This window comes from Pseudomonas sp. MF09150 (assembly GCF_059862355.1).
The window spans coordinates 47,525-70,312 of record NZ_JCBCUS010000017.1 but is presented as its reverse complement, the minus strand read 5'-3'; the positions used below and the strand labels follow the sequence as shown (position 1 = coordinate 70,312).

Genomic DNA, 22,788 nt, shown 5'->3' with positions numbered 1-22,788 from the left:
CGCGCTGACTAAGACCTTGATATTGCCCGACCTGGATCGTGGCGCGTTCTTCGACGCTGAGTTCTGTATAGGACATGGCGGCACCTTACCGGAGGGTGAGGTGTTGCACTCAGTTTTTGCGGCCGCCGCGGGTAAAAGCAGAATCAGCGCAAGAGAGAAACCAAAAACGCCCATACCGTTGCTTCCGATAATGGGTATTTCAGGGCCGTAATACCAAATAGACGGGTGGGCAGTGTTTGGCTCGCCAGGTGGTGTTGCTAAGTCGTCAGCTGGTTTTTGATAATTCATCTGGCTGTCTCAAGAGATTGCGGCGTAGACGTTACCACTACTACCGGACAGTCTGGAAATGGATCACGGGGGCTTTTCTTACCGCGCTCTGCACTTCGATTACTCACCTCAACCCGCTGTAACCCTCCCCCTTCAAAGTCAGTTGCTATATCGGCAAGGAGAGGTTCTACGGCGCAAACTCACCCAAGCTTTCGCGAGCAGTCGAGATAGCGAACTCGAGCAACTCCAGAGGGACATCCTGCTCGAACAGGCTTACCTCAAAACGCAGCGTTTCGTCATTCCTGAATATCTCAAGGACCATATCGTTGCCACGCCAGCACTCAAGCCCCAAGCCGTCATGCCCCTTTGTCACGTGTGAGGCGGTAAAAAACGTGTATTCAACTCCGTGTACGACCACAGCGCACCTCCCTATCTGAGGTGGCAACGATACCTCTCCCCTCTATGACTTTGATACGGATAAAGCGGAGTTCAGTGGTGACATCATGCAAGCCAAAGATCAACTTGGGCACCAATTCGTGCGCCGCATAGCCTGTATCAAGCGATGTAGCCGTTCATTTGTCCTGATTCACCACTTCGTGCATCCGTGAGCCAATCATTCCTCGCAACCACGCAGCATGAAACTCCATTTCTTCCAGAGAAGTACCCTCAGCCAATCGATAGACGAACTGCTTGTCCTTCGGTCCCTGACACACGACGCTAAAATGGCCATCGCGGTCATAACTGGCGAACAAGTAAGGGGTGATGCAACTAATGTCGCTGAATGGCACCTGCACTTCGGTGGGCTTACGGCCGCGACGGGTGATAGTGAGGGTAAGCAGTTGCTGGTTTTCATCGAACGTGAAGGCCAGCACTTCAGGCGCAGAGAACATCCACGCGAAGACCAGCCCCATTAGCACAACAGAAACAAGCAGGAGTTGGATGAGCAACGACAACGTGAAACTCGACCCATCGCTGCGCGATTCACCTTGCATCGCTTCGAACCCGAGAAGGAGCAATATCGTCAGCCCTAAGCCCGGCAACGACCAAAGCAACATAAAGCAGAAACCCCAAATGGCCGAACCAGTGCTGCCAATGATCGGTAAGTCCGGGCCTCGATGCCAAATAGGTGGGTGAGCGCCAGGGTTTGCAGTACTTGGCGCGGCTAGAGGCGTTGCGATGAGATGAGTTGGACTTTGACGAGGCATCTAGCGGGCTCCAGGATGGCTGCGTAGACGGTACCACTACTACCAGACGGTCTGGCCCAGAGGCATCAGGTTTTTTCACGCCGCCCCCCCAGTACCCAAGAGCAAACGCTAGGCAATCAGGGCGCTAACGAATGGGCGCACACACCGGAATTAAAGAGGTTGGCCATGGCCAAGACTGTGCAGGAACGCTCGACAAAAACTGCCAGGAAGCGAGTGGCACTTGCGGAGGAAGAATTGAGGCTTAGGGTTCGCTCTGGTACCCGCCAAGCCCTTGCCGACCTGATGGAGTGGTCAGGCATCACTGAGCAAGGCGAAGCGATGACGCTGATGATTCATCACCTGCATGCGCTGGGCTCCGCGAAGTGTCAGCCACTCTTGAATCCGCCGCGCCACAATTACGAACCATCGCAAAACGTGGAGCGGGAGTTCCGCAACAAAAGCCTGCTCGCCATCCAGAAAGACCCTGCCGACGAAATCATTGAGCCCGCATAACCCACCCTACTCGCTGCATTCGGCAATGGCGGGCTATTCAACGCATCTCTTTTACACGATTCCACTCTGTCTTGAGAATTTGTTGAGCCAACTCGACAATTCGACCGCAGTTATCGTAGACGTTACTTCCTGGGGTGCTGGCGAATTTCAAAGCGTTGTTCACTTCAGCATTTAGCTTCTCGAAGTCAGGTTCATTGGGGTTTGAGAGCAGTTGTATTTTTGCTCCCAGTGAAAAGGCAGTCATTATCAACGTCCTCTTTTCCCCCTCCCACTTATCTTTCAAGCCTGCCGCGGCCGATGGGTCATGGTCTTTGACGAGCTTAATGAACGCCCCGTGATCTTCGGTGCCAGTGGCGTGGACCTGTAACATACCGATTGCGGCGATGTATTCAGCGCACGTGTTACGTAACTCGTTGATCCATGCTTGCCGGCTCTCTTTAAGCGCTACTGCTTTAGCCAGGATCATCTGACTGTGTGCAGTTTTCTCGAATGTAAAAATCGATACCCAGGCTCCTGCGAACACTGCCAAAGCCGTAAGTGCAAAGCCGACAAGGACCGTCCAATCAGTACCTGAATCCACTATTGCTCTGATCTCTGGAACTCGATTTAGCGTCACGACCAAATTTTCTATCGTCAATTTCTGCTCCTAGCAGGATGTAATTCAACAACGACAGATACCCCAACCCAAACCAAATTGCCACCACCGGAACCTGGAGGGCGGCGCCTACCTGAGCTAAACGCAATGCCCGTACTTCACCGCGCAATCCACAAGATCGACAAGAAGCCTGACGGCGCTACGGTGATGAAATCGTCATCACTGTTGATCCAGAGAAATAACCTGGTTCAACTTTACCATTACTGTAAAGAGTAGATTTTAAAGATATAGCTTTAGGTACGCCTTCTATAACTGGAACTGAAACACCTTCTGCTGCTGACTTCCCTTCAATAGTCAGCTTGGAATACAAACTACCATCCACTCTCAACTTAACGCCCGAGAGGCTCTCCTTGCCTGCAGTTAAAATCAAGCTGGAGCCCCCAGTGCATTTTAATTGAAGTTGCGTTGCTGCCTCATTGCCACTCACAACATTATCATTAATAACACCATGACTTATTGTTGTATTACCTGAAACGACACACGCTAAGGGAGGGGTAGCAACACGAGCACAAGATCCAATACGGGTTTCGGGGCGACCTGTCCCCGAATACTTATGTTGAACTCCAAATGATATACAAAAATCACTCGGCTTCTTGTAGGAGTTAGGAACAAATATAGACCCACTAAATGGTATATAAAAACCTTGCATTCTCATCTCCTCATACAACTCAGCCAATGAACCCCCAGCCGTCATATCTTTCCAGCGGTATTCGCTAAATACAGCATTTCTAAGCCACTGATCTTGCTCGCCAACTGCCACTATAAACAGATCACATTTAGTCGCACCCCAATCAGTACAATACCCGGAACCACTTCCAGACAACCAATCAGTAATAGTAAAGTAGTACCTAACACCACCTTGCTCATTTCGGCTTCCATTTGAAACCAGAGAAACCGCGTTAGCACTAGTAAAAACCATAAATAATAGTAAGCATCTAACAATCCCACAAAAAATAACGGACTTCATTTCTTTGACTCTCAATATAGGCAAGAGTTAGATGACATATACTTATGCGCACATGTAAGCAACTATTCGCGAAGCGATCTAAGATCGCCGCTCTTAGGCACCCAGACTATCGGAAACTTCTGAAATTCAGCAGGAACTTTCCGACAACACTGATAGGTGCACTCGCTAAAATCATCCCGCTTAAAACTGTACACGGCGTCTACAACCAACGAATCACGCCAGTCGGCGAGGCAGGCGCACGCCTGGAGATAACCCATGAGCACCTTTGCAGTGTTTGGAATGACCCTCGATGTCGCCAAGACCGAGGCTCGCAAGAAAACGGCAGGCACCCGGAAGAGCCCGAAGGCCGTTGGCGGCGTAGAGCCGATCCCTGAAGCGGAATAGCTGGAGTTGGTCGCCAAGCGAACTGAAAGATCATAGGGGGTACGGTTCGCCAGCTCTCGCCGCTCTTCGACGCTCCGCAGTACGCCGAGCAGTTCATTTACGGCCCTGTTTGCAGCGGCATAGAGGCTGCAACACAAGCGTGGCACCCGCTGGGCATGCGCGCCGCCTGGTTTGCCGAGATTGAGCCGTTCCCCTCGGCGGTCCTGGCCCACCTATGTTCGCGCCGGCCAGCGAAAGCCCGCCAGCGTCATCGTCCGGGAGAACGTCCCCGGCGTACTCAGCGACAAAGGGAACGCCTTCGGATGCTTTCTTGGCGCGCTTGCCGGGGAAGACTACGAGCTGCAGCCTCCAGGGAAGAAATGGCAGGACGCTGGTTGTGTGTATGGACCCAAAAGAGCGATCGCGTGGCGGGTCCTGGACGCCCAATATTTCGGCCTGGCCCAACGACGCCGTCGTGTGTTCGTTGTCGCAAGTTCTAGAGACGGGTTCGATCCCACCGAGGTGCTTTTTGAGCGCGAAGGCATGCGCCTGGACACTGCGTCGCGCCGAGGCGAGGGGCAAGACGTTACCCGAACAGCTCCTTTCGCCCTTCCACTCCCGTGCGGATGTGGATACGTCTTCGCTGAATCCTTCGCCATTACGGCTGAATTAGGCCGCGCTACGAAGCGGCGTCGGCTTGAATGAAGGGTTAGGCCGCAGCAGTGCCCGCGGGGATCCAAAGATCATCGCCCTCAAGATCATAGGTGCGCTGCTCGCAGCCTCCATCTTTGCAGCGGACATAGGCAAGCATACGGGTCTCGCCGTCGCTGTTCGCCACCAGCCAGTAGTAAGCGTAACCATCATCTGAGAACTCGCTATCCTGCCAAACTTCGACACTGGGATGAGATTCGCTAAGGCGAGAGAACACTTCCGTCGATTGGATAATGAAGATGTCGGACATACTCTTTCCTGTGGCCTAACACACGCGTAGATAGACGCGAACTTGCGAGCGTTCTAATGGACGCGATTGTTAATTGTGTTTCTGAAAATCAATTATAAATTTACACCAACTGGTGAATAGTATTCTCTTGCTGACGGCCGCGACGGCTCTAGATTACGCTATCTACACTGATATTGAAGCTATCCACCACCTGACAAGTCATCTTAAAGATGCAGAACCGAATTGCCTCCGGCGCCGTGCTCCGGCGCTTCGACCTTGACCCGCATCCCGATCAACAGCGCTGCGAGCAGCATCAGGATGCCGGCAGCGACAAATACGCCGGCGATGCCACTGAAACTGAACATAGCGCCCCCGGCAGCAGCACCCGCAGCGATCGCCGACTGCACCGAGGCCACTACCATTCCTCCCGCGCTTTCCGCCTGATCTGGCACCGCCCGGGCTACCCAGTTTGACCACGCCACAGGTACACCGCCGAAAGCCATGCCCCAGAGTGCCAACAACAATGCCTGACACGGCACAGAAGCAGGCAGCAACACCAAGGCTAATGCTGCAACGCCGACCAGCGCAGGCATCAGCACCATTGTCCCGCGCGGGCTACGTTCAAGTAGCCAGCCGGCCAACAGCGTGCCGACGAAGTTCGCCGCGCCGAACCCCAGAAGCATCAACGCCAATCCTTCGGCCCCCACGCCGGTTGTGCTTTCCAGAAACGGCCGGATGTAGGTGAACAACGCGAAGTGCCCGGTGTGCACAAGCACGCAACCCAGCATGCCAACGGCAATGCCCGGACGCAGTAGCACTTCAAGCACCGTTCTCAACCGCGCCGTCCTGCGCGGCGCCAGCGGCGGCAGCGTGAAAAGCTGGAAAACCAGCGTCACTACCCCGACGGCGGCGGCCGCCACAAAAGCACTGCGCCAGCCATACAGCCCGCCCAAATAGCTGCCGAGCGGCACCGCCACCACAGTGCCCACTGCAATACCGCTGAAAATAATCGACAGGGCCCGTGGCAGTAGCGCAGCCGGCACTAGGCGCATCGCTACTGCCGCCGCCATGCTCCAGAAGCCGCCCAGTGCGATACCTAGCAAAATCCGCATGATCAGCAGCACTATCAGGCTGGAAGAGAAAGCCACCAGCAAGTTGGAGGCAATCATCAGCGTGGAAAAGCACAGCAATACCACTCGCCGGTCGATCCCTCGCGTCAAGCCTGGCACCAGTAACCCGGAGAACAGCGCCACTACCGCCGTCACTGTCACCGCCTGCCCCGCCAGGGCTTCCGACACCCCTAGTTCAACGGCCATCGGCGTCAGCAAGCTGGCCGGAAGGTACTCCGCCGTCAACAATCCAAACACGCCCATCGCCAGCGAAAATACCGCCATCCAGGCCGGCGTCGTTGGCTCTAAATCAGCCTCGTTGCCAAAGCGCGCATCAGCTACAACGTCACATACCCCATTACTCATCACTAAACACCTCTGGAAATTATCTCAACCAGAAGTCTATGGACGCAGAACAGGATGTTCTATGATGCAAAATCTTTAGTTTTTGATCAAAACCCCGAAATGAATTCTCTAGATCAGTTCGCCTTATCGTCCGATCTCATCAACGAACTGTTGCGCGGCATGCGCCTGCGGGGCGTCGAGTACCGTCGCATCCAGGCCGGCCCCTCTTTCGGGCTGGGTTTTGCGGCCAAACCAGGACACGCCTACTTCCACTTCCTCGCCGTCGGCACCGCCGTCCTGTGTGCGGAGGACGGCACTTTCTACGAGTTGTCGGCCGGCAACGCCGTGTTCATCGCTCAGGGTGAATCTCATCAACTTCTCTCAAGCCTGGACGTCCCCGCCCAAGATATCGGCAGCTTCGATGCGGCCCCTCTCGGCGACGCGGTATGCGCCGTGGATGCTTCCCCCGGCGCCGATGTCAGCCCCACCACCATTATATTTAGCGGCTGCATGGAGTTTGAACTCGGAAGCATGCAAGGTCTCGGCGGGTTGATGCCTGATCTGATGCTGATTGATGCCAGGGGGCAGCGTTATCCAGGGCTTATGCCGATTCTCGCCTCCATGGAGCGCGAAGTTCGTTCCGCACGCGTCGGCTTCGCAGGCATCCTCGCTCGCCTCGCCGACGTAGTGGCGGCAATGATCGTGCGCGGCTGGGTTGAATGCGCCTGCGGCAACGCTTCTGGCTGGGTGGCCGCGTTACGCGACCCCAGGCTAGCTCGCGCGCTTCTGGCCTTGCACCGAGAGCCGGCGCGTGACTGGACCGTCGCGGAACTGGCGGCGCAATGTAATACCTCTCGCTCGGTTTTCGCAGAACGCTTCCAGGCCACTATCGGCATCCCCCCGCTGCGCTATGCAACGGAGCTGCGAATGCGCCTCGCCAGTCAATGGCTAAGTCTCGAGCGAGTGCCTATCGAAACCGTCGCGCAGCGCCTGGGCTACACCTCGCAGGCGGCCTTCAGTCGTGCCTTCAAGCGCATCACCGGCCAGCCACCCGGCGCCAGTCGGCAAATGGCTCGTTCGATTGCATCCTGAAGTACGAAGATGTGGAGTGTGCAGAGACGCTTGTATCGATCTGATAATCCCCCGATGTGAACGGCTGCTATGGCTTGTTACTCCCGATTACCTGCAATAGGTCTCGATTGCAGCCCTCGCAACAGGCAGCTATCACCGCTTAGCTGCAGTCAGCGATGGCGCATACCTACCCGTTTGCAGCCACCGGGCTTAAACCATGCAAAAACCAGTCGAGGTTGCGGTGGCTATCGCTCCCTGAAACGAACCTACCGGTCTTATCGCTTATAAAGGTCGCACCGACACTGGTGGCCGCCTACATGGTCATGACCAAATCCGCTACAGCTCGTCGCCTCAATTCGCGCCCCCCCTCTAGCCTCGTTTAATGCATGCACATACAGCTTTAGAAAAGCAGTTTCCCCCACGCACAAACCAGCCAAGTGTCGCCAGCACCTTGATGACTACGAATTGCGGGTGGCGAACCCAGAGGCCCACAGAACCATCTGTAGCGCGAACTCGGGCGACATGCTCGACACCGACGCCATCGATCGGATGGAAAAGCTGGAAATCGTCGAACTGGCCAACGCAGCGTATTGGCATGCAGTCGAAACCCTAAATGACTGGGAACCCGGTTACTCGCCTGGGGCTTCTATGACCTCATGCCGCGAGCTGGCGGCCCACCCATAGGCAAGCTCAACGGCAGCATTTGCTTTCCAGAGGATTTAGTCGGCCAGATGGCAGCGCAGGTAATAGAAGAGAACGGAACACGTCGGCTTGTGTTCAGAACCAGCGCCGAAGCCTGGACAATGGATGGCATGACGATCACAAAGCCAGACGGCAGCATTTATGACCTGGTGATCACCGGCCAGCGCACCAACGGGAAAGAGTATTCGAACATCGATGCCCCCGACGCATACCCGGCGCTGCTCGACACCGCGCAGGTCGCCCTGGAAAACCACGAATTCGAGATGTACCTGCGAGCCCGGCCTCTTCTTCTCGCTGCGGCTTTCAGCAAATGCGCGTCGTGCCGAGACCACTTCGCGCTGAGAGAGGACTACGAGGCGTGCGGAACTATGGGTTTTGTGGCGAAGGAAGGCTCACGCCAAAACCATCAAATTGCGGAGCAGAAATAAAAAGGGCTCGCCTGATAAATCACGCGAACCCTTGATAAATATGGTGCCCGAAGCCGGAATCGAACCGGCACGCCCTTACGAGCGGGGGATTTTAAGTCCCATGCGTCTACCAGTTTCGCCATTCGGGCGGTAGCGCTATGCAGCAGCGTGGAAGGGGTTAATCTGGGTCAAGCCATTCCGGTGCATTTGCGGCAAGGGGAGGAATATATACATCCCTTTGCACTGAAGCAAGGTCGTAGAGCCCTTTTGGCAATCTGCACCCTTTTACTTCTTCGACAGAAAAAAGCGCCATAAATCATTGATCTACAGTGCTCATCCAACAATGTGGTGCTTTGTACGTCCTGTACCGTTACCGGCTTGAACGTGAGCTCCCTGAAGGTTTTCGCGAGTTGCGCAGCTTAACATGCGAAATATATCGCAACCAACTGATTTTCAAAGGCTTATGCGTCCGCCAGGCGCTGAGTGGGATCCAATCCTGATCGAACACTGCGAGCAAACGCGCGTGATGCGCTATTGATGATGAGAAGGGAGAAAAAGCAGTCAGCGAAGGGTTCGCCCAGCACGTACGACCTCGCCATCCATGAACCGGTAAAGAGTCGTCTGTGCTGGGCGAACAGGCGCAAGTTAGAAGTAAAACATCACATGTTCAACTGTCATCAATCGGCCATCCGAGCTTGCCAAATTCCGCTGCCGTCGGACCTATCCGGGTCGATGGTCAGCAGTCGCCCAGCAGACAGGGTTTGGCCTGTTAAACTTCCGGGCCTTTCGAAAGGAATCGACGATATGCCCATGCCTCAGTTTTTTCGCCGCCCCCTCCCACGACGCACGCCTGCGTTGTTGCTCGGCTTCTGCGCGTCCATCGCCGGTGCTGCCGATCAACCGGTCTTTCCCGATGCGGCCGCCAGTGATCCGGCAAAACTGGGGTGGATGGTGGGTTCACCGCCTCCTGCTGAACGCACGGTACGTTTTGAAGATGGCAGCTATTTTCAGTTCCCGGCCATGCGCTGGAGCGTGTCGAACTTTCGTCAACTGATGCCCACGATCAACGTATCCCGTGGCCTGGGCGCTCCCGTGGCACTGCCCACGACCTTGCGCAGTGATATCGACAGCCTGAGTTTCACCCCCATCGGCACTCAACAAGCGATGACTTGGGAGCAGTCGCTGGCCGCCACTTACACCGACGGGATCGTGGTGCTGCACCGCGGGAAAATCGTTTATGAACGCTACTTTGGCGTGCTCACACCCGAGGGCCAGCATGCGGCGATGTCAGTTACCAAGTCGGTAGTTGGCACGCTGGGTGCCACCCTGGTGGCCGAAGGTCGAATAGATGCCAGCAAACGGGTCGTCGACTACGTCCCCGAACTGGCCCATTCCGCCTTCGCCAATGCCAGCGTGCGCCAAGTGCTCGACATGACCACCGGGCTCAAGTACAGCGAAGACTACGCAGACCCGAATGCCGAGGTTTGGGCCCATGCCCAAGCAGGCAATCCTCTGCCAAAACCCAAGGGCTACACAGGTCCGAGGACCTATTACGAATTCCTGCAGAGCGTGGAATTGGAAGGCAAGCACGGTGTTGCGTTCAGCTACAAAACCATCAATACGGATGTATTGGGCTGGGTGATTGCCCGCGTCAGCGGGCGCAATGTCGCCCAGTTGCTGTCGGAGCGGATCTGGAGCCGCCTTGGCGCGGAACAGGATGCGTACTTCACTGTGGACTCGATCGGTACCCCGTTTGCCGGTGGCGGCCTGAACACCGGACTACGCGACCTGGCGCGCTTTGGCGAGATGCTGCGCAACGATGGGCAATTCAATGGCCAGCAGATTATTCCGCAAGCGGTTGTCGCCGATATTCGCCAGGGCGGCGACAAGCAGGCATTCGCCAAGGCCGGTTATGCGTTGTTGAAAGGCTGGAGTTATCGATCGATGTGGTGGGTTACCAATAAGGATGGCGGTGCTTTCATGGCGCGCGGGGTGCATGGGCAACGGATCTATATCGATCCCAAGGCACAGATGGTGATTGTGCGTTACGCGTCGCACCCGGTGGCCAGCAACTCAGCCAATGACCCGGTCACCCTGCCCGCTTTCGATGCCCTGGCTGCTCACCTGCAAAGACTGCCCTGAGTGAAATGGTGCGACGGCGCACGATGCGGATAGCCTCAGCCGGCGTAGCTGGTAAAACCACCGGCAAACGCTCGGCGCCCGGCCCTGATTTCAGTGCGCAGTTCACCAATAAGGTTGGAAATGGATCGAACACTGGTGAGCTCTGCTGTCGAGACCCCGGTCAGCAGCAGATCCACCCGCCCCGACTCCGGCTCGAACACCTTGATCATCAAGGCCCCGTTAGGGCTCAGGGTGCAGGCGCAGGCAAGCGGGAGAAAGCCGGACTCCAGAATGTGGCAGAGTTCAACAGTCGAGAGCATCACTTGCTCCTTGCGGGGGTGTTTATCGAATTTGTTACCCAGCGTAGGCGAACGTAAGGGCTACCGCTTCGGTCGTTGAGAAAAAAATGCCAACTGCCGCTCATTTTCGATAGAAAGTGGGTATGACGAACTTCCAACACCCAGTTCAAACCTTGCCGCGCCAGAAGCTCGCAGCCGAAAGCGCACCGCGACACAGCCAGCACACTCGCAAAACTGACCTCCACGGCAAAAAAATAGTTGTTCTTTTATTGCCCTTCGATACTGCGTGATCAAAGGGCAAGCCGCTTCGCCTAGCGGCCTATTTTCATATAAGACCTATATTGAACTGATGAAACACGCCGGTATCAATAATGCATAACAATCCATATGACATTTTTGTGACAACTTGAAGATAGCTGCCGTCTACCCTCGCACACTTGAGGTGCAGTAGTTGTCCATAGCGAGCCGGTGAGGTGCATATATGAAAAATAGAGCGACAGTCATTTGCACACAGGACGGGCAAATTCTCTTCGTGCGTAAACAACGTTCGAAATGGACGCTACCGGGCGGCAAGGTCGAACCCGGAGAATCCGTGGCCAATGCCGCTATCCGAGAGTTGCGAGAAGAAACAGGGTTGGACGCCAGCGAATTGCTTTACATCCTGCAGGTGGACGCCGGCAATGTACGCCACCATGTCTTTGAAGCGGCGGTCATCAATGTCGAAGATGCACGCCCCCTCAATGAAATTGCCGACATTGAATGGCATGCCTATGGCGCGGCGAACGGACTTGATGCCACCGGCCCGACCAAGACCATTGTCAGTTCATTCTTGCGGCGCTTGTAAGCGCGGGCCCGAGGCCTCAGGCCTGAAACCCGCTGCGCCGAGCCCCTGGTCATAAGTTGCAACTGTGCTGAAGTTCGAAGGGCAGAAAGACCGTATCGACCACGGCTGAAAATGGCGCATCAATTGCCAGCAACGGCCATAGGACGCCGTTATTGTCCTTGGCCAGATTCCAGTCGATCCGGACACCCAGATACGGACAACGAAATTCCGTCGTGCGAGCCAAAACAGCAGTACAACCGCTGATCAAAACCGAACCAATCACCAACATCACTTTCAGATACACGCAACGTCCTTATTACTGTCTGGGGCAAATCGCGCGCATTCTCACACAACCAAGACAGTTGCACCTTGCAGAGTGAAGTTTCTGGCGCAACGTCGACACTTCATGCCATCCACACCAGCGCGGCCAGCCCGACCATCAGGGTATTGAGGCAGACCAACCCGAATCCGAACCGCACCAGCTCGCCCTCCTCCTGGGTGCTGGTCTTGGCCAGCCCGAGGACCAGCATCACAATTGACAGCGAACCCAGTGCCGCATGACCTGCCGCGCTGTTCTGTACCGCGGCCAGCAGTAAGCGTGACGACTCAGGCAACAGTGCGATAGCCGGCATGAAGATCGCGTTGCCGCCCACATTCGAACCGGTCATGTAGCCGGAGAGCGCTCCGAACCCCGCGATCAGCGGCATCACCGCCGAGGGCGCCAGCCCTGCCAACGTCTGCACCAACCCCGACAGAAAGCCCGCCTTGACCATCATTTGCGACATGGCGAGAAAAAAGAAAATCGTCAACAGCGGCCGTTTGGTACGAACGGCCAGACCACGCAGCAGCCCATGTTCATTGAGCTCATGACGGCGCAAATCCCTTTTGTAGAGCAGCAGGCCGATCAAGACCAACGTCAGCGCAACACCCGGGGACGCAAGCGGCTTCCAGGTCACCTGGGCGCCCTGCACCAGCCAGAGGTCCTGCCACTGCGTGACGGCGCTCAGCACCTTCAATGCGACGATACAGGCGATCAGTGCCAGATACGGCCACGCCTGTCTCGGCCAGCGTACGCCTTCGCCCTGCTGACCATTGCGACGTACACGCGACAGTGCCCACAGCAACACGGAACAGGCCACCACCAGGCCCGCGCCGACCCCGGCGACTTCCGGCCCCATCCAGCGGCTCGCGCCGTACAACACACTCACAAAAAGCAGCCAGAAAGCCCCCAGCACACCGAGCGCTCGGGCCTGTCGCACACCCGCCAGGTAGAGCGCCACAGTGCCGAGCGCCAGGAACACCAGTGAGCTGGTCAGTGCCGAGGTGGACGCCAGCGCCGAGGCATCCAGATGCGCCAGCGAAGCACCGATCACTGTGGCCAACCCCAAGGTGCCCCAGGGCATGATCGCCATGCCGGTCAGGGCGATGCGCAGTGCCACGCGTCGCTCAAACAGGCTGAGCAGCAACGGCACCGTGGCAATCAGGGACACCCCGAAGCCGGTCATCGACTCCAGCAACGGCGCCAGGCCCAGGACGATGAATACCACTTGCTGCGTGCGATCCAGCCCGAGGGATTGCACCCACTGGCTCAGCACAAGATTGACGCCCAAGCGCTCGATGAGAATGACGAACGCCATGCCCGGCACAATGACAAACGCTGTGCTGAGAAACAGCACCGCAGTATCCCGACCCGCCGCGAGCAAGGTTAAGGTTTGCCATGCATCAGCAGCCCCTGCCAACCACAAAACGGCCACCAGCGCGGTCCCTGCCATGGCCGCCTGCACCGGCGGACGGCGTAGCACCATGAGCATGAACATCACGAGCAATACGGGGGAAAGATGCACCAATATCGACATGCCAGAATTATCCTGTGGGGTTTCTCGACGGCTCCTGAAAAGCAGGAACGGGCGAGATAATATTTCTTTCACGAGGATAATTTTTCGCTGAATCGTGGTAGTTTTCGGGAAATTATCTCACTTAGCCATCATGCCAAAACCATCCGCTACCACGCCTTACGCCCTAGATGGATTCGATCGCGCCATTCTGGAAATCGTCCAGTTCGACAACACGACGCCCCTGCGCCTGCTGGCCGATCGGGTAAACCTCTCCTCGGCCTCGGTGCAACGCCGCCTCAAGCGCATGGAGGAATGCGGGGTGATCACCGGTAACGTGGCGATCGTCGACCCTACGCAGGTGGGAAAAGCCATCACTATCGTGGTGGAGGTCATGACCGAGCGCACGAGCATCGACGCGCTGGAGTCCATGAAAAAGCATTTCGCCGTGCCTGAAGTCCAGCAGTGCTACTACGTCACCGGTGAAGCCGACTTCGTTCTGATCGTCAACGTTGGCTCCATGCAGGAGTACCAGGCCCTGGCGCGACGCCTGTTCGCCGAGAACGCAAACGTCAGGTGGTTCAAGACCATGGTGGCGCTGGATCGCTTGAAGGTAGGACTCGAAGTGTCCTGCACGGATAAGTAGCATCCGCCTCCGGGGTTGTTGCTCAATCCCAGACAGCACTCAGAGCCGATAGTCTCTGAACAGCTCTTCTTTGATGATCAGCAACGCGTCTTCGTAGTAACGTTCGCCGCGAGCTTCACTGAGGGGGACCGAGCGGACGCTTTTGCTTCCATCGCGCGGCGTATGCTCGCAGGTGATAAAAAACTCCGCAGTCTGCGGGTTGAACTCCAGGTAGTAGAACAACTCCCTACCCTCGCGGTCCCAATAGCCAATTTCGCGCCGCATCATTTACCACTCCGTGACGGTGAAGGAAGCCCATTCTACGGACGTGATCGCCATGCTTGAATCCTTTGAAGATCAGCATCTTGTGAAATGGGCGCCTTGCCGGGGAATTCTGCGACGCTGGCCGGGTCCATCCACAAACCCCCGAGGCCATTATTTCGGCCACCGGCTTTACCTGAACCACTCGCGCCAGCATCATCGCCTGCTCACACTCATGGAGGACCTGCAACATGCTCAGGGAATTTTTCGATGGGCTCTTCAACCGCCCTCCTACTCAAGACGGGTTCGCCCAGAAGATGATCAAGGCCGCTCGCGACAGCGGCTACAGCGCCACGCTTGAGTACCTGCCAGACGAGTTCCGCCTGCGTCACGGCGATAACGGTTTCTTCAATCTGCACAACGCTTACCGCGACTACCTGAAAGCCGATAAACAACACAAGCCACAGGTTCTCTCTGGCTATCTGGCCACCCTGCTCGGCGCCGAGAACAGTCCGATACTGACCTTCGAGCAAGTTCGCCCCTTGCTACGGCCGGTGATCCGCAACCGCGCCATGCTGGAAGAGGTGCGCCTGCATCACGCCCGCAGCGAAGGCTGGGACTCACCCTACATCGTCGCGCATCGGCCATTGGGCAAGGATTGCGTGACCTTGTTGGCGGTCGACTACCCAGAAACCACGTCCACCCTGACCAAGGGCCCGCAGGATGATTGGGGCATCAGCTTCGACGAAGCCTTGGCCATCGCCCTGGACAACCTGCGTGCAGCTACGCCCGATGCATTTGAAGAGGTCATCCCCGGGCTTTACCAGGGTGCCTGGAAGGACGGCTACGACACCAGCCGAGCGCTGCTGCCCGATGTTCTGCAGCGCGCGCCGATCAAGGGCCAACCGGTGTTTATGATGCCCACCCGCGATGTGCTGATGGTCACCGGAGACAAGGACCCTGAGGGCCTGCGCCATATGATCGAACTGAGTTGTCAGGCCGTGGAAAACGGCCGCGTCCTTTCCGGCCAGATCTACACCTACGATGAGCGTCAGATCATTCCTTTCGTCCTGCAGGATCCGGAACTTACAGAGCGGCTGGACGCCCTTGCACGGCTGATGTCCCAAGGTATCTACAGCATGCAAAAGGAGATGCTGGACAAGGTCCATGAGGATCAGAAAGAAGATGTATTCGTCGCCACGTACATGCTCTACGAAAACGCTGAAGACAATGGCAAGACCTTCTCCATAGCGGCCTGGACAGAAGGGGTCGAGACTTCCCTGCCCAAGACTGACCGGATTGTTCTGGTGCAACCCCATCATGAAGGCTCGGCAGTGACCGAGGTGTTCGCCTGGCAAGACGTCGAGTCGGTACTGGGGGAACTGCTTGCACCCGACAAAGACCTCTACCCGCCACGCTATCGCACCCTGGGTTTCCCCAATGCCGAGCAACGGAGTCGCCTGACGCCCATCGGCTGAGCAGCGGTTTAGAATGACGCTTGTGGCGAGGACGCCTGCTCGCGCTGGCCGGCAGGCATCACGGAGCGCGCAGGCCCGCCCCTTCACACAACAGTAAACCTGCCACAGGCAGCAGCTCGAACTTCATCCCCCCTGAACGGATTAAGGGAACACTTGAACAGCCTTGCCCGCCTCAGAATCAAATTGACCATCGGCGCAATCATTGGCCTGCTGCCGGTCACACTGGTGTTTATCCAGGGGACGTACGCGGCCCTGGTGCAGATCGTGGGACGGCTAGGCGTTGGCTCTGACACCTTTGTGCACGCGCTTATCATCATTGGCATTGCGACGTTCAGCCTTGCAATGGGCTGGAAGATCTATGCCATCGCAATGAGTTCCCACCCCAGGTTCGACAACAAATGCCTGCTGGTGTCGGGTGTCTTGACGGGAACGGCATTGGGCCTGCTGATGGTGGCGCTGGAGATGGGCTCCGACAGTCTGTATTGGATCACTTACCTGACGCCCGGCATTACCGCGACGGCGATGCTGGTCGTGACCCAGAAACGCATCGCTTTGGCGTCCAGAGCCGAGGATTGAACCAGGGGCCACGAGAAGTATCGAGTTGGGAAATGGCGGCCCGGGCCCCACTCGGGCAACACTTTTCCCCGCTATCGCTCACCGACTCAAGAACTTCACGAAAATCAGCTCGGGATCACCGGCGTCAAGATTCTCGATTCTGCCGCTGTCTTGATAGCCGAGCTGCCTGAGCAACTGGCGCATCGGCTCGTTCGAGGTGTTGGTCGAAGTGAAGATTTTTACCCCAGTGGAGCAGCGCTCCAGATGAGTCACCAATTGTTGGCCTATGCCACTGCGTCGCCATGCGCTTGAAACCACCACCAGCGAAATAAACCACTCTGCAAAAAAGCTTCGGTCGAGACAGCCATAACCGACCGGCACCCCAGGCTGGTTCGCAGCACAGGCCACCCAGCATTCTCCCGCAACTACGGCGCGCTCGATGTCATCCCGGCGGCCGGCATCGATCCGGGTCACGGGATCGATCTCCACCAGAAATTCTATGTCGCTCAAGACCGCCTGCCTGATGTGCCAACTCATTCACTTGCCCTCCATGCCGTGTATTTCAGCCCCACTGTTCACCCTCACTCCCGGCCGATCAGCGTCAGCAGTTCGGCAAAGCTGCCTGCCACCCGGCACAGGCTTGCATCCGGATCGACACCGTCGAAGGAAACGATTGGCAGCGGAGCTTCACCCCGGGTATCGAACGCGAACAACTGGCCGCCGCCATCGCTGCCAAATACAAACAACCCGGGAGCGATGTCCGCGAACATCTCGATTTGCTCAAGATCCGAGGCTGTTTCAGCCGGGTCCAGGCACAGGGTGAAAAAGGGATCAGGTAGCTCGCCTTCACCACCGTTGCTACCGGCCAGCAACTGGTAATACTCCAGAGGTAGAACCGATGGGGCCACGGATCGGAGGCGCTCCAGAGCGTCGACAGACGCGCCCTCATGTCCAACCCAGCCAGAATTGATCTGCACCGATAAAGCTCCTTGATTCGGCTTCGCGCCGGTCTGAACACCAATGTCCACCTCAGCCAAGCCTGTCTCGGCCTGCGACCTCAGGTTTAACTGAGCAGGCCCGAAGCTTGGGGGCACGCGAAAATCAATGCAACGAGATTTGCACGACGCTCCGCTGCGCCGTCCAGTGGTAGCCGGCGCATCCAATCGATGAACTATGATTCTTGCTCCACCCGAGGAAAACCATGATGTGTGGACGCTTGAGCCAGTACCGCGGCATTCACGACTTCGTCGCGGCCCTGGGCATGCCCGGGGCCATGGTCAACAGGGTCGGCGAGCAGGCCCTTGGCTGCTACAACGCGGCGCCGACGATGCAATTGGCCCTGCTCCATGTTGCCGGCGACACCTTGCATGCCGATACCGTGCGCTGGGGTTGGCGTCCGCACTGGGCCAAGGATCGGACCGTACCGATCAATGCCCGAATCGAAAAGGTCGCCCACGGCCCTTTTTACCGGCAAATCTGGCCGCACCGGGCGATATGCCCCATCGACAGCTGGTTTGAGTGGGTCGACGAAGGTAGCCCGAAAAAACAGCCCTACCTGATCAGGCATCGCGACGGGTCGCCTATCTTCTGCACATCGATCGGACAACTGCCCGGTCTCGATGAAGGCCACGGCCAGAGCGGCGGCTTTGTGATCATCACTGCCAACGCTCAGGGCGGCATGGTCGACATTCACGACCGACGCCCGGTGGTGCTTTCCCCCGAAATGGCCCGGGAATGGCTGGACCCGGCAACACCTGGAGAACGCGCCGAACAGATGGCGCTGCATCAAGGGGAAGCCGCAGAGGCCTTCGAGTGGTTCAAAGTCGGCACCGCCGTGGGCAATGTTCGAAACCACGGGGCGCAATTGCTGGAGCCACTGGCAGACACGGTCAGTGGCGAAGTGAGCCAAGCCAACGCCGATTTGATGTCCATCGGCCCTCTGCATGAATAACCTGTAGACGCGTCGCTCACCGCCCGAACAAAATGACGCACTCCCTAAAGGGCCGCCGCGGAATTGTTATTGAATGGCAAAGAAACAACAGATGCACACCGAGGCCGCGACTGCTGCCGATATTGAACGATCCATTCAGGCCCTTAACAAAATGGCCGAGCGCCTCTGGGGAGATGGCCGAGAGGTCGAAGCGAAAGCGCTCCTGGACGCACTGGATGGATTAAACAGGGCGTTGGACCGTATCAGAATCGGCGAAAGCCGAAGAGTCAAAACCCTTCATTAAGCCCCCATGCTGACCGCAAATGATGTGCAAATCAGGCCGACAACTTCGCTCCTCTGGTGCTGCTCTCTGCGCAAGCAAACACCGGTTCCACATCATCATCAGCCTGTGCCTGGCACTGAGCATGACGACTTAGTCACCCAGGAATTTCAAGAGTTGAGTCAATACCGACTCTTCTTGAACATCCAATGCGGCTTTGATCTCGCTACACCGGCCCTTCAGCGACACGCTATCGCCAGCCAGTATTTTTCCATTTGGCCTGCATATATCCCAGCGCAACACAGAAAATGCCGGCACCGACTTCCTCACCATCAAAAACAAGCTCAACTTCCGTGGGGAAAAACGTGACATAGACACATATCTTTTGACCCGAGTAGAAGTAGTGACCCTTGTTTCTCGTCAGTGAAATATTTTGACTTTTCGAAGCCTTCCTATAGAGGCCGTCTAAAAAACCTTCAAGAACATTAACAATGTCTAGCCCTTCACTCACTATCCAGCTCCTTGCGACTCAGGTATTTCAGTACGCCTCCAACAGCGCTAAGCCGAAGCCAAGAGCACTTCTATAAACGCCGGGCCTGGCAAATCCCTCACCTGCCCTTCATCAGTAACGACACAGCCAGCGGCGCCCGCGAAGAGTTCCTGATCTTCAGAAGCGATGTTCAGCCTGCAAACTACTCGATAGCGAAACAACCAGCCCTGCGCGACGCGACCGCACAGCTCCACCACCTGTTCATACCCGTCAATGCCCAAAGGCCCGGCACCATGAACTGCTGCAAGCCGGGTGGCCGCGTTAAGCGCCTGGATATCGTTATTTGCAGTATCTTCGTGCATCCGGGTTGGCCTGGATTGGTAATAGGGCTTGGCGTACGTGCGGCCCGCGGATGGTCGTTTTGCTAGAAAAGCCTGCGGTCGACCCAGGGCAGCACGCGCATGGGCTGCTGTTTTACCCGAACCCTGCACACGAGAACAATCGCATGCAGCGTCAAACCTCCTGAACCTCGGCAGTTCTGGCATGCAGCCGAACCACCCGCAGCACCGTAAAAACACCCAGGATCGGCGCCAATGCAAACACGCCAAACAACCAGCCGGCGGCGCTTGCCGTGCCGGCGATACCGCCGGGGTCCGTGAGGCCTGCGACGTTGGCCACCATCCCCGCCAACGCCGCACCGAGCGCAGTGGCGAACAACTGCACGGTGGTGATGGACGCTGCCGCCAGAGCCTGCTCGCCTACCGAGGCGACCTGAAACACGCGGGTCAGCAGATGGGGCCAAGCCAGCCCCACCCCCAATCCGATGGCCACAAGCGCAAGGCAGATCGGCGTGATCGCGAGCCCGCCGCTGGTACTTTCGGTGGGCATCAAAACGGCAAGCGCTGCCATGCCGGCCAGGCCGAGGATCGGACCGGCGAGGATGGCGTACCGGATGCTTTTACCCGTCGCCCCTGCGCTGGCAATTGACCCCAGCGTCCATCCGGCCGCCATAAGCGCTGCAAGATAACCGGCGGCAAGCGGGGACTGATGGTGAAGGACCTGCAGGAACAGCGGCACGAATATCTCGCCACTGGTAACCGCGACCGCAAGCAGCGACATCGTTGCATACAGCGCACCCAGCGCTGTTGTAATGCGCAATGCACCTTCCGGCAGCAGCCTATGGCGGGCGCGGCCTTCAGTGGCCACCAGCAGAGCCGTCAGGACAGCGGCGGCGACCAGGCCTGCGATGTTCCAGGACAGGGTCGAGGAAACACTGCCGAATGAGACGGCGAGAACCGCCGACGTCAGGAGAACGAGTTGGGCGAGTGGAAGCGGCGAGCGTTCGCCTTTATCAGCCCTGCGCTTGGGCAATACGGCGACAGCCAGCAGGGCAAACAGCACCGCGGCTGGGATCAGCGACCAGAATGCCGCTCGCCATACACCCAGTTCAGCGAAGATCCCGCCGACGGCAGGCCCGACCAGGGTGGCCACGCCCCACATGCCCGAGACTAACGCCATCGCGCGCGGCCATAAGGCTTCATCGAACACCAGCCGGATCATGGCGTAGGAAAGCGCGAACAAAAAACCACCGCCCAGCCCCTGAATCAGACGTCCCGCCAGCATGACGGGCATTGACGGGGCACTTGCACAGATGAAGGTGCCGATCGCAAACACCAGCGAGGCAATAACGTAGGCGCTGCGCGGTCCGGCGCTGGTGAGCAACCTCGCCGACAGGGCCGATCCGAGAATGGAGGCTGCGACGAACAGGGTGGTGTTCCAGGCGTAATAGTCGATACCGCCGATGTCCGAGACGACGGAGGGCAGAATCGTGGTGGCGATATACACATTGATCGCATGCAGCACGACACCCCCCGCGAGCGCGAGCGAACGAACACCATTCCAGCCAGACAGCAAGGCGGCCCACCCGGTTCTTGAGTGACGGTCCTGCGTCAAGGCGCTCGTCTCTGACGCAGTTTGCGAATAGTGACCAGAAGGAATATGACGCTTGTCCATGTGCACTCCACTTCGAGAATTCACCCGCTGCGGCGAATGAAGGCTTGCAAAGGCAAGCCGACGCTCTTTATAAAACCTCATGTATAGATGAGGTCAAGAGAGAGCAGACAGTCATGATCGATGTGCACGTGCCACTTTCGGTTGGAGAGTTGGCCCGCAGAAGCGGGGTCACTATCGCAACCGTGCACTTCTATGAAGCAAAAGGCCTGATTCAAGGGCAACGTAGCGCGGGCAACCAACGTCGTTATGCCCGGGACACTCTGCGCCGCATTGCCATCATCAAGATCGCGAAACGTGCGGGTGTGCCGCTCGCGGCGATCAAGGACGCGCTGGATGGACTTCCTTGCGGACGACCGCTGACGGCAAAAGATTGGACGCAGCTCTCAACGATCTGGAGGGACATGTTGACTGAGCGCATTCGCAGTCTCACGCAACTGCGCGATCAGCTCGACGGTTGCATAGGCTGTGGCTGTCTCTCCATGGACGACTGCCCTCTTCGCAATCCAGGCGATCGTCTGAGCCAGCTCGGGGAAGGTGCCGTTTTGCTCGAGAAAGACACCACGCCACCCGCGTGAACGAATCGACGAGCGTCATAACCGGCAAAAATAATACGGTCTTATTTGTCGTACGGGTCGTTGCGCCGACTCCCAAGCCGCATTTTTTCTAGGCCTTGTCTTGCTGCTGGTATTGAGCAACCAGCTTGTCCAGAAACTCAAAGAGCTTCAGGTTCATCTCGGCATAGGAATGGCTGCGCAGCGTCGCCGGCTGCTGTACGAAACGACGACCTGCCGACGCCGCAAGTTCTTCGCTGGAAGCGTTGATCAGTTGCTCCACCACGTCCGCCGTGAACTCCATATGGCACTGGAAGCCATAGACCAGATCGCTGTACTCGACAATCTGACGCGGGCAGCCCTCACTGTAAGCGAGGACCTTCGCATCCGGCGTCAGGCCCGGCATATCGTTGTGCCAATGCCCCACTTCAAGCACATCGCCAAAATGCGCAACCTTGGCATTCCCCTTCCCCGCCTCCGTCAACACGATCGGGAACTTGCCGATTTCTTTTTCCGGACTGTGGCCATGCGCAGCACCCAGCGCCTCACCGATCAGTTGCGAGCCGAGGCAAACACCCACCACGGCCTTGTTGGCCTTGACGGCTTTCACGATCAAATCGCACTCGGCCGCTGCGTCAAAATGAGCGCACTCCTCCTTCGTCGTCGCAGGAGACTGTGGCCCGCCCAGCACCACCAGCAAATCAATGTTCTCCACGCTCGCGGGCAAGGCATCCAATCCATGGACGCGCGAATAACTCGCTTCGTATCCACGCTCCCGAACCCAGGTCTCATAGGCACCGGGCGACTCGAATACTTCGTGAACCACGAAATGGACGTTCATTAAAATTCCTCGATGGGCAATTGCGCGGTGGGACGGATCGAATGACACGCAAAATACTATATGACACATTGTGTCACTAGCAAGTCTGACGTTTCCAAGATGCCGCCCTAAAGCCCCTGGCTCGAGTCACGTTCTAGATCGAAGGCCTGCGCCGCGCGCTCAGACT

Annotated in this window: 29 protein-coding genes, 1 tRNA gene and 1 pseudogene; 15 read left to right on the top strand and 16 right to left on the bottom strand. The window is 57.2% G+C overall.

Annotated elements, in window-relative coordinates:
• Positions 1 to 211, top strand: a 211-nt coding sequence (locus tag AC19YX_RS33840) for a hypothetical protein (protein WP_500607978.1), incomplete at its 5' end; no start/stop codon positions are given.
• Between the two features lie 628 nt (positions 212 to 839).
• Here the strand turns inward: AC19YX_RS33840 and AC19YX_RS33835 are convergent.
• A complete protein-coding gene (locus AC19YX_RS33835) occupies positions 840 to 1,472 on the bottom strand; it encodes a hypothetical protein (protein ID WP_242487522.1) in 633 nt (210 codons plus the stop codon).
• Positions 1,473 to 1,637: 165 nt separating this feature from the next.
• Here AC19YX_RS33835 and AC19YX_RS33830 point away from each other — a divergent pair, with 165 nt between their 5' ends.
• Positions 1,638 to 1,964, top strand: a complete 327-nt coding sequence (locus AC19YX_RS33830; protein ID WP_500607977.1) for a hypothetical protein — start codon at positions 1,638 to 1,640, stop codon at positions 1,962 to 1,964.
• Between the two features lie 37 nt (positions 1,965 to 2,001).
• Here the strand turns inward: AC19YX_RS33830 and AC19YX_RS33825 are convergent, their stop codons facing one another.
• Complete coding sequence (locus AC19YX_RS33825) at positions 2,002 to 2,601, bottom strand: hypothetical protein (RefSeq protein ID WP_500607976.1); 600 nt, start codon at positions 2,599 to 2,601, stop codon at positions 2,002 to 2,004.
• A 157-nt stretch (positions 2,602 to 2,758) separates the two neighbouring features.
• Positions 2,759 to 3,586, bottom strand: a complete 828-nt coding sequence (locus AC19YX_RS33820; RefSeq protein WP_500607975.1) for an MrpH family fimbial adhesin — start codon at positions 3,584 to 3,586, stop codon at positions 2,759 to 2,761.
• A 255-nt stretch (positions 3,587 to 3,841) separates the two neighbouring features.
• Here AC19YX_RS33820 and AC19YX_RS33815 point away from each other — a divergent pair, with 255 nt between their 5' ends.
• Both AC19YX_RS33815 and AC19YX_RS33810 read left to right on the top strand, forming a co-directional pair.
• Positions 3,842 to 3,970 (top strand): hypothetical protein, encoded by a 129-nt coding sequence (locus tag AC19YX_RS33815; RefSeq protein ID WP_274609830.1) that lies wholly within the window; start codon positions 3,842 to 3,844, stop codon positions 3,968 to 3,970.
• A gap of 95 nt (positions 3,971 to 4,065) precedes the next feature.
• A pseudogene (locus tag AC19YX_RS33810) lies at positions 4,066 to 4,591 on the top strand (DNA cytosine methyltransferase); the annotation flags it as partial.
• 67 nt (positions 4,592 to 4,658) lie between these two features.
• Here AC19YX_RS33810 and AC19YX_RS33805 read toward each other — a convergent pair.
• Entirely contained in the window at positions 4,659 to 4,910 is a 252-nt protein-coding gene (locus tag AC19YX_RS33805) for a hypothetical protein (protein WP_500607974.1), read from the bottom strand.
• 203 nt (positions 4,911 to 5,113) lie between these two features.
• Complete coding sequence (locus AC19YX_RS33800) at positions 5,114 to 6,364, bottom strand: MFS transporter (protein ID WP_500607973.1); 1,251 nt, start codon at positions 6,362 to 6,364, stop codon at positions 5,114 to 5,116.
• A gap of 99 nt (positions 6,365 to 6,463) precedes the next feature.
• Here AC19YX_RS33800 and AC19YX_RS33795 point away from each other — a divergent pair, with 99 nt between their 5' ends.
• The 3 genes from AC19YX_RS33795 (at position 6,464) to AC19YX_RS33785 (ending at position 8,544) form a co-directional block, all read left to right on the top strand.
• A complete protein-coding gene (locus tag AC19YX_RS33795) occupies positions 6,464 to 7,435 on the top strand; it encodes an AraC family transcriptional regulator (protein WP_500607980.1) in 972 nt (323 codons plus the stop codon).
• 501 nt (positions 7,436 to 7,936) lie between these two features.
• Positions 7,937 to 8,098: a hypothetical protein gene (locus AC19YX_RS33790; protein WP_500607972.1), complete on the top strand. Its 162-nt coding sequence runs from the start codon at positions 7,937 to 7,939 to the stop codon at positions 8,096 to 8,098.
• Between the two features lie 47 nt (positions 8,099 to 8,145).
• Entirely contained in the window at positions 8,146 to 8,544 is a 399-nt protein-coding gene (locus AC19YX_RS33785) for a hypothetical protein (protein ID WP_500607971.1), read from the top strand.
• A gap of 41 nt (positions 8,545 to 8,585) precedes the next feature.
• Here the strand turns inward: AC19YX_RS33785 and AC19YX_RS33780 are convergent.
• A tRNA-Leu gene (locus AC19YX_RS33780) sits at positions 8,586 to 8,672 on the bottom strand.
• 655 nt (positions 8,673 to 9,327) lie between these two features.
• Between AC19YX_RS33780 and AC19YX_RS33775 the strand changes: the two genes are divergently transcribed.
• Positions 9,328 to 10,665, top strand: a complete 1,338-nt coding sequence (locus AC19YX_RS33775) for a serine hydrolase domain-containing protein (protein ID WP_500607970.1) — start codon at positions 9,328 to 9,330, stop codon at positions 10,663 to 10,665.
• A gap of 35 nt (positions 10,666 to 10,700) precedes the next feature.
• On the opposite strand, the gene AC19YX_RS33770 is transcribed toward AC19YX_RS33775, so the two are convergent.
• The gene (locus AC19YX_RS33770; protein WP_078473078.1) at positions 10,701 to 10,964 is read right to left on the bottom strand and encodes a DUF1652 domain-containing protein; all 264 of its coding nucleotides are present in this window, start codon (positions 10,962 to 10,964) and stop codon (positions 10,701 to 10,703) included.
• 460 nt (positions 10,965 to 11,424) lie between these two features.
• Here AC19YX_RS33770 and AC19YX_RS33765 point away from each other — a divergent pair, with 460 nt between their 5' ends.
• Complete coding sequence (locus AC19YX_RS33765) at positions 11,425 to 11,787, top strand: NUDIX hydrolase (RefSeq protein ID WP_078473079.1); 363 nt, start codon at positions 11,425 to 11,427, stop codon at positions 11,785 to 11,787.
• Between the two features lie 49 nt (positions 11,788 to 11,836).
• Here the strand turns inward: AC19YX_RS33765 and AC19YX_RS33760 are convergent, their stop codons facing one another.
• Positions 11,837 to 12,070 (bottom strand): YceK/YidQ family lipoprotein, encoded by a 234-nt coding sequence (locus AC19YX_RS33760; RefSeq protein ID WP_201131146.1) that lies wholly within the window; start codon positions 12,068 to 12,070, stop codon positions 11,837 to 11,839.
• Between the two features lie 100 nt (positions 12,071 to 12,170).
• Complete coding sequence (locus AC19YX_RS33755; RefSeq protein WP_500607969.1) at positions 12,171 to 13,622, bottom strand: L-lactate permease; 1,452 nt, start codon at positions 13,620 to 13,622, stop codon at positions 12,171 to 12,173.
• 130 nt (positions 13,623 to 13,752) lie between these two features.
• Between AC19YX_RS33755 and AC19YX_RS33750 the strand changes: the two genes are divergently transcribed.
• Positions 13,753 to 14,244, top strand: coding sequence for an Lrp/AsnC family transcriptional regulator (locus AC19YX_RS33750; RefSeq protein ID WP_201131148.1), 492 nt, complete (start codon positions 13,753 to 13,755; stop codon positions 14,242 to 14,244).
• A 39-nt stretch (positions 14,245 to 14,283) separates the two neighbouring features.
• Here AC19YX_RS33750 and AC19YX_RS33745 read toward each other — a convergent pair whose 3' ends face one another.
• Positions 14,284 to 14,511: a hypothetical protein gene (locus AC19YX_RS33745; protein WP_238596220.1), complete on the bottom strand. Its 228-nt coding sequence runs from the start codon at positions 14,509 to 14,511 to the stop codon at positions 14,284 to 14,286.
• A 224-nt stretch (positions 14,512 to 14,735) separates the two neighbouring features.
• Between AC19YX_RS33745 and AC19YX_RS33740 the strand changes: the two genes are divergently transcribed.
• Positions 14,736 to 15,962 (top strand): DUF1444 domain-containing protein, encoded by a 1,227-nt coding sequence (locus AC19YX_RS33740; protein ID WP_500607968.1) that lies wholly within the window; start codon positions 14,736 to 14,738, stop codon positions 15,960 to 15,962.
• Positions 15,963 to 16,115: 153 nt separating this feature from the next.
• Complete coding sequence (locus tag AC19YX_RS33735; protein ID WP_500607967.1) at positions 16,116 to 16,538, top strand: hypothetical protein; 423 nt, start codon at positions 16,116 to 16,118, stop codon at positions 16,536 to 16,538.
• Positions 16,539 to 16,616: 78 nt separating this feature from the next.
• Here AC19YX_RS33735 and AC19YX_RS33730 read toward each other — a convergent pair whose 3' ends face one another.
• Both AC19YX_RS33730 and AC19YX_RS33725 read right to left on the bottom strand, forming a co-directional pair.
• Positions 16,617 to 17,054 carry a GNAT family N-acetyltransferase gene (locus tag AC19YX_RS33730; RefSeq protein ID WP_078473084.1) on the bottom strand — a complete coding sequence of 146 codons (438 nt, stop codon included), beginning with the start codon at positions 17,052 to 17,054 and terminating at the stop codon, positions 16,617 to 16,619.
• 44 nt (positions 17,055 to 17,098) lie between these two features.
• Positions 17,099 to 17,494 (bottom strand): SMI1/KNR4 family protein, encoded by a 396-nt coding sequence (locus tag AC19YX_RS33725; RefSeq protein WP_153050278.1) that lies wholly within the window; start codon positions 17,492 to 17,494, stop codon positions 17,099 to 17,101.
• A gap of 227 nt (positions 17,495 to 17,721) precedes the next feature.
• On the opposite strand from AC19YX_RS33725, the gene AC19YX_RS33720 reads away from it, so the two are divergent.
• Together AC19YX_RS33720 and AC19YX_RS33715 are read left to right on the top strand one after the other, a co-directional pair.
• A complete protein-coding gene (locus AC19YX_RS33720; RefSeq protein ID WP_500607966.1) occupies positions 17,722 to 18,468 on the top strand; it encodes an SOS response-associated peptidase family protein in 747 nt (248 codons plus the stop codon).
• 73 nt (positions 18,469 to 18,541) lie between these two features.
• The gene (locus AC19YX_RS33715; RefSeq protein ID WP_078473087.1) at positions 18,542 to 18,751 is read left to right on the top strand and encodes a hypothetical protein; all 210 of its coding nucleotides are present in this window, start codon (positions 18,542 to 18,544) and stop codon (positions 18,749 to 18,751) included.
• 226 nt (positions 18,752 to 18,977) lie between these two features.
• On the opposite strand, the gene AC19YX_RS33710 is transcribed toward AC19YX_RS33715, so the two are convergent.
• The 3 genes from AC19YX_RS33710 to AC19YX_RS33700 form a co-directional block, all read right to left on the bottom strand.
• Positions 18,978 to 19,238, bottom strand: a complete 261-nt coding sequence (locus tag AC19YX_RS33710) for a hypothetical protein (protein ID WP_500607965.1) — start codon at positions 19,236 to 19,238, stop codon at positions 18,978 to 18,980.
• A gap of 47 nt (positions 19,239 to 19,285) precedes the next feature.
• Positions 19,286 to 19,579 carry a hypothetical protein gene (locus AC19YX_RS33705; RefSeq protein WP_500607964.1) on the bottom strand — a complete coding sequence of 98 codons (294 nt, stop codon included), beginning with the start codon at positions 19,577 to 19,579 and terminating at the stop codon, positions 19,286 to 19,288.
• A 151-nt stretch (positions 19,580 to 19,730) separates the two neighbouring features.
• On the bottom strand, positions 19,731 to 21,230 hold the full coding sequence (locus AC19YX_RS33700; protein WP_500607963.1) for an MFS transporter: 1,500 nt from the start codon (positions 21,228 to 21,230) through the stop codon (positions 19,731 to 19,733).
• A gap of 113 nt (positions 21,231 to 21,343) precedes the next feature.
• Here AC19YX_RS33700 and soxR point away from each other — a divergent pair, with 113 nt between their 5' ends.
• Complete coding sequence (gene soxR, locus AC19YX_RS33695) at positions 21,344 to 21,805, top strand: redox-sensitive transcriptional activator SoxR (RefSeq protein WP_078473113.1); 462 nt, start codon at positions 21,344 to 21,346, stop codon at positions 21,803 to 21,805.
• An 88-nt stretch (positions 21,806 to 21,893) separates the two neighbouring features.
• On the opposite strand, the gene AC19YX_RS33690 is transcribed toward soxR, so the two are convergent.
• Positions 21,894 to 22,622, bottom strand: a complete 729-nt coding sequence (locus AC19YX_RS33690; protein ID WP_500607962.1) for a type 1 glutamine amidotransferase — start codon at positions 22,620 to 22,622, stop codon at positions 21,894 to 21,896.
• Between the last annotated feature and the right edge of the window lie 166 nt (positions 22,623 to 22,788).

Excerpts from the sequence above, each read along its gene's own strand:
- AC19YX_RS33730 (WP_078473084.1), bottom strand. The coding sequence starts at position 17,054 with ATGAGTTGGCACATCAGGCAGGCGGTCTTGAGCGACATAGAATTTCTG.
- AC19YX_RS33765 (WP_078473079.1), top strand. The coding sequence starts at position 11,425 with ATGAAAAATAGAGCGACAGTCATTTGCACACAGGACGGGCAAATTCTC.
- AC19YX_RS33795 (WP_500607980.1), top strand. The coding sequence starts at position 6,464 with ATGAATTCTCTAGATCAGTTCGCCTTATCGTCCGATCTCATCAACGAA.
- AC19YX_RS33835 (WP_242487522.1), bottom strand. The coding sequence starts at position 1,472 with ATGCCTCGTCAAAGTCCAACTCATCTCATCGCAACGCCTCTAGCCGCG.
- AC19YX_RS33800 (WP_500607973.1), bottom strand. The coding sequence starts at position 6,364 with ATGAGTAATGGGGTATGTGACGTTGTAGCTGATGCGCGCTTTGGCAAC.
- AC19YX_RS33820 (WP_500607975.1), bottom strand. The coding sequence starts at position 3,586 with ATGAAGTCCGTTATTTTTTGTGGGATTGTTAGATGCTTACTATTATTT.
- soxR (WP_078473113.1), top strand. The coding sequence starts at position 21,344 with ATGATCGATGTGCACGTGCCACTTTCGGTTGGAGAGTTGGCCCGCAGA.
- AC19YX_RS33775 (WP_500607970.1), top strand. The coding sequence starts at position 9,328 with ATGCCCATGCCTCAGTTTTTTCGCCGCCCCCTCCCACGACGCACGCCT.
- AC19YX_RS33805 (WP_500607974.1), bottom strand. The coding sequence starts at position 4,910 with ATGTCCGACATCTTCATTATCCAATCGACGGAAGTGTTCTCTCGCCTT.
- AC19YX_RS33815 (WP_274609830.1), top strand. The coding sequence starts at position 3,842 with ATGAGCACCTTTGCAGTGTTTGGAATGACCCTCGATGTCGCCAAGACC.
- AC19YX_RS33740 (WP_500607968.1), top strand. The coding sequence starts at position 14,736 with ATGCTCAGGGAATTTTTCGATGGGCTCTTCAACCGCCCTCCTACTCAA.
- AC19YX_RS33785 (WP_500607971.1), top strand. The coding sequence starts at position 8,146 with ATGGCAGCGCAGGTAATAGAAGAGAACGGAACACGTCGGCTTGTGTTC.
- AC19YX_RS33750 (WP_201131148.1), top strand. The coding sequence starts at position 13,753 with ATGCCAAAACCATCCGCTACCACGCCTTACGCCCTAGATGGATTCGAT.
- AC19YX_RS33830 (WP_500607977.1), top strand. The coding sequence starts at position 1,638 with ATGGCCAAGACTGTGCAGGAACGCTCGACAAAAACTGCCAGGAAGCGA.
- AC19YX_RS33755 (WP_500607969.1), bottom strand. The coding sequence starts at position 13,622 with ATGTCGATATTGGTGCATCTTTCCCCCGTATTGCTCGTGATGTTCATG.
- AC19YX_RS33720 (WP_500607966.1), top strand. The coding sequence starts at position 17,722 with ATGTGTGGACGCTTGAGCCAGTACCGCGGCATTCACGACTTCGTCGCG.
- AC19YX_RS33790 (WP_500607972.1), top strand. The coding sequence starts at position 7,937 with ATGCTCGACACCGACGCCATCGATCGGATGGAAAAGCTGGAAATCGTC.
- AC19YX_RS33700 (WP_500607963.1), bottom strand. The coding sequence starts at position 21,230 with ATGGACAAGCGTCATATTCCTTCTGGTCACTATTCGCAAACTGCGTCA.
- AC19YX_RS33745 (WP_238596220.1), bottom strand. The coding sequence starts at position 14,511 with ATGATGCGGCGCGAAATTGGCTATTGGGACCGCGAGGGTAGGGAGTTG.
- AC19YX_RS33770 (WP_078473078.1), bottom strand. The coding sequence starts at position 10,964 with ATGCTCTCGACTGTTGAACTCTGCCACATTCTGGAGTCCGGCTTTCTC.
- AC19YX_RS33690 (WP_500607962.1), bottom strand. The coding sequence starts at position 22,622 with ATGAACGTCCATTTCGTGGTTCACGAAGTATTCGAGTCGCCCGGTGCC.
- AC19YX_RS33705 (WP_500607964.1), bottom strand. The coding sequence starts at position 19,579 with ATGCACGAAGATACTGCAAATAACGATATCCAGGCGCTTAACGCGGCC.
- AC19YX_RS33715 (WP_078473087.1), top strand. The coding sequence starts at position 18,542 with ATGGCAAAGAAACAACAGATGCACACCGAGGCCGCGACTGCTGCCGAT.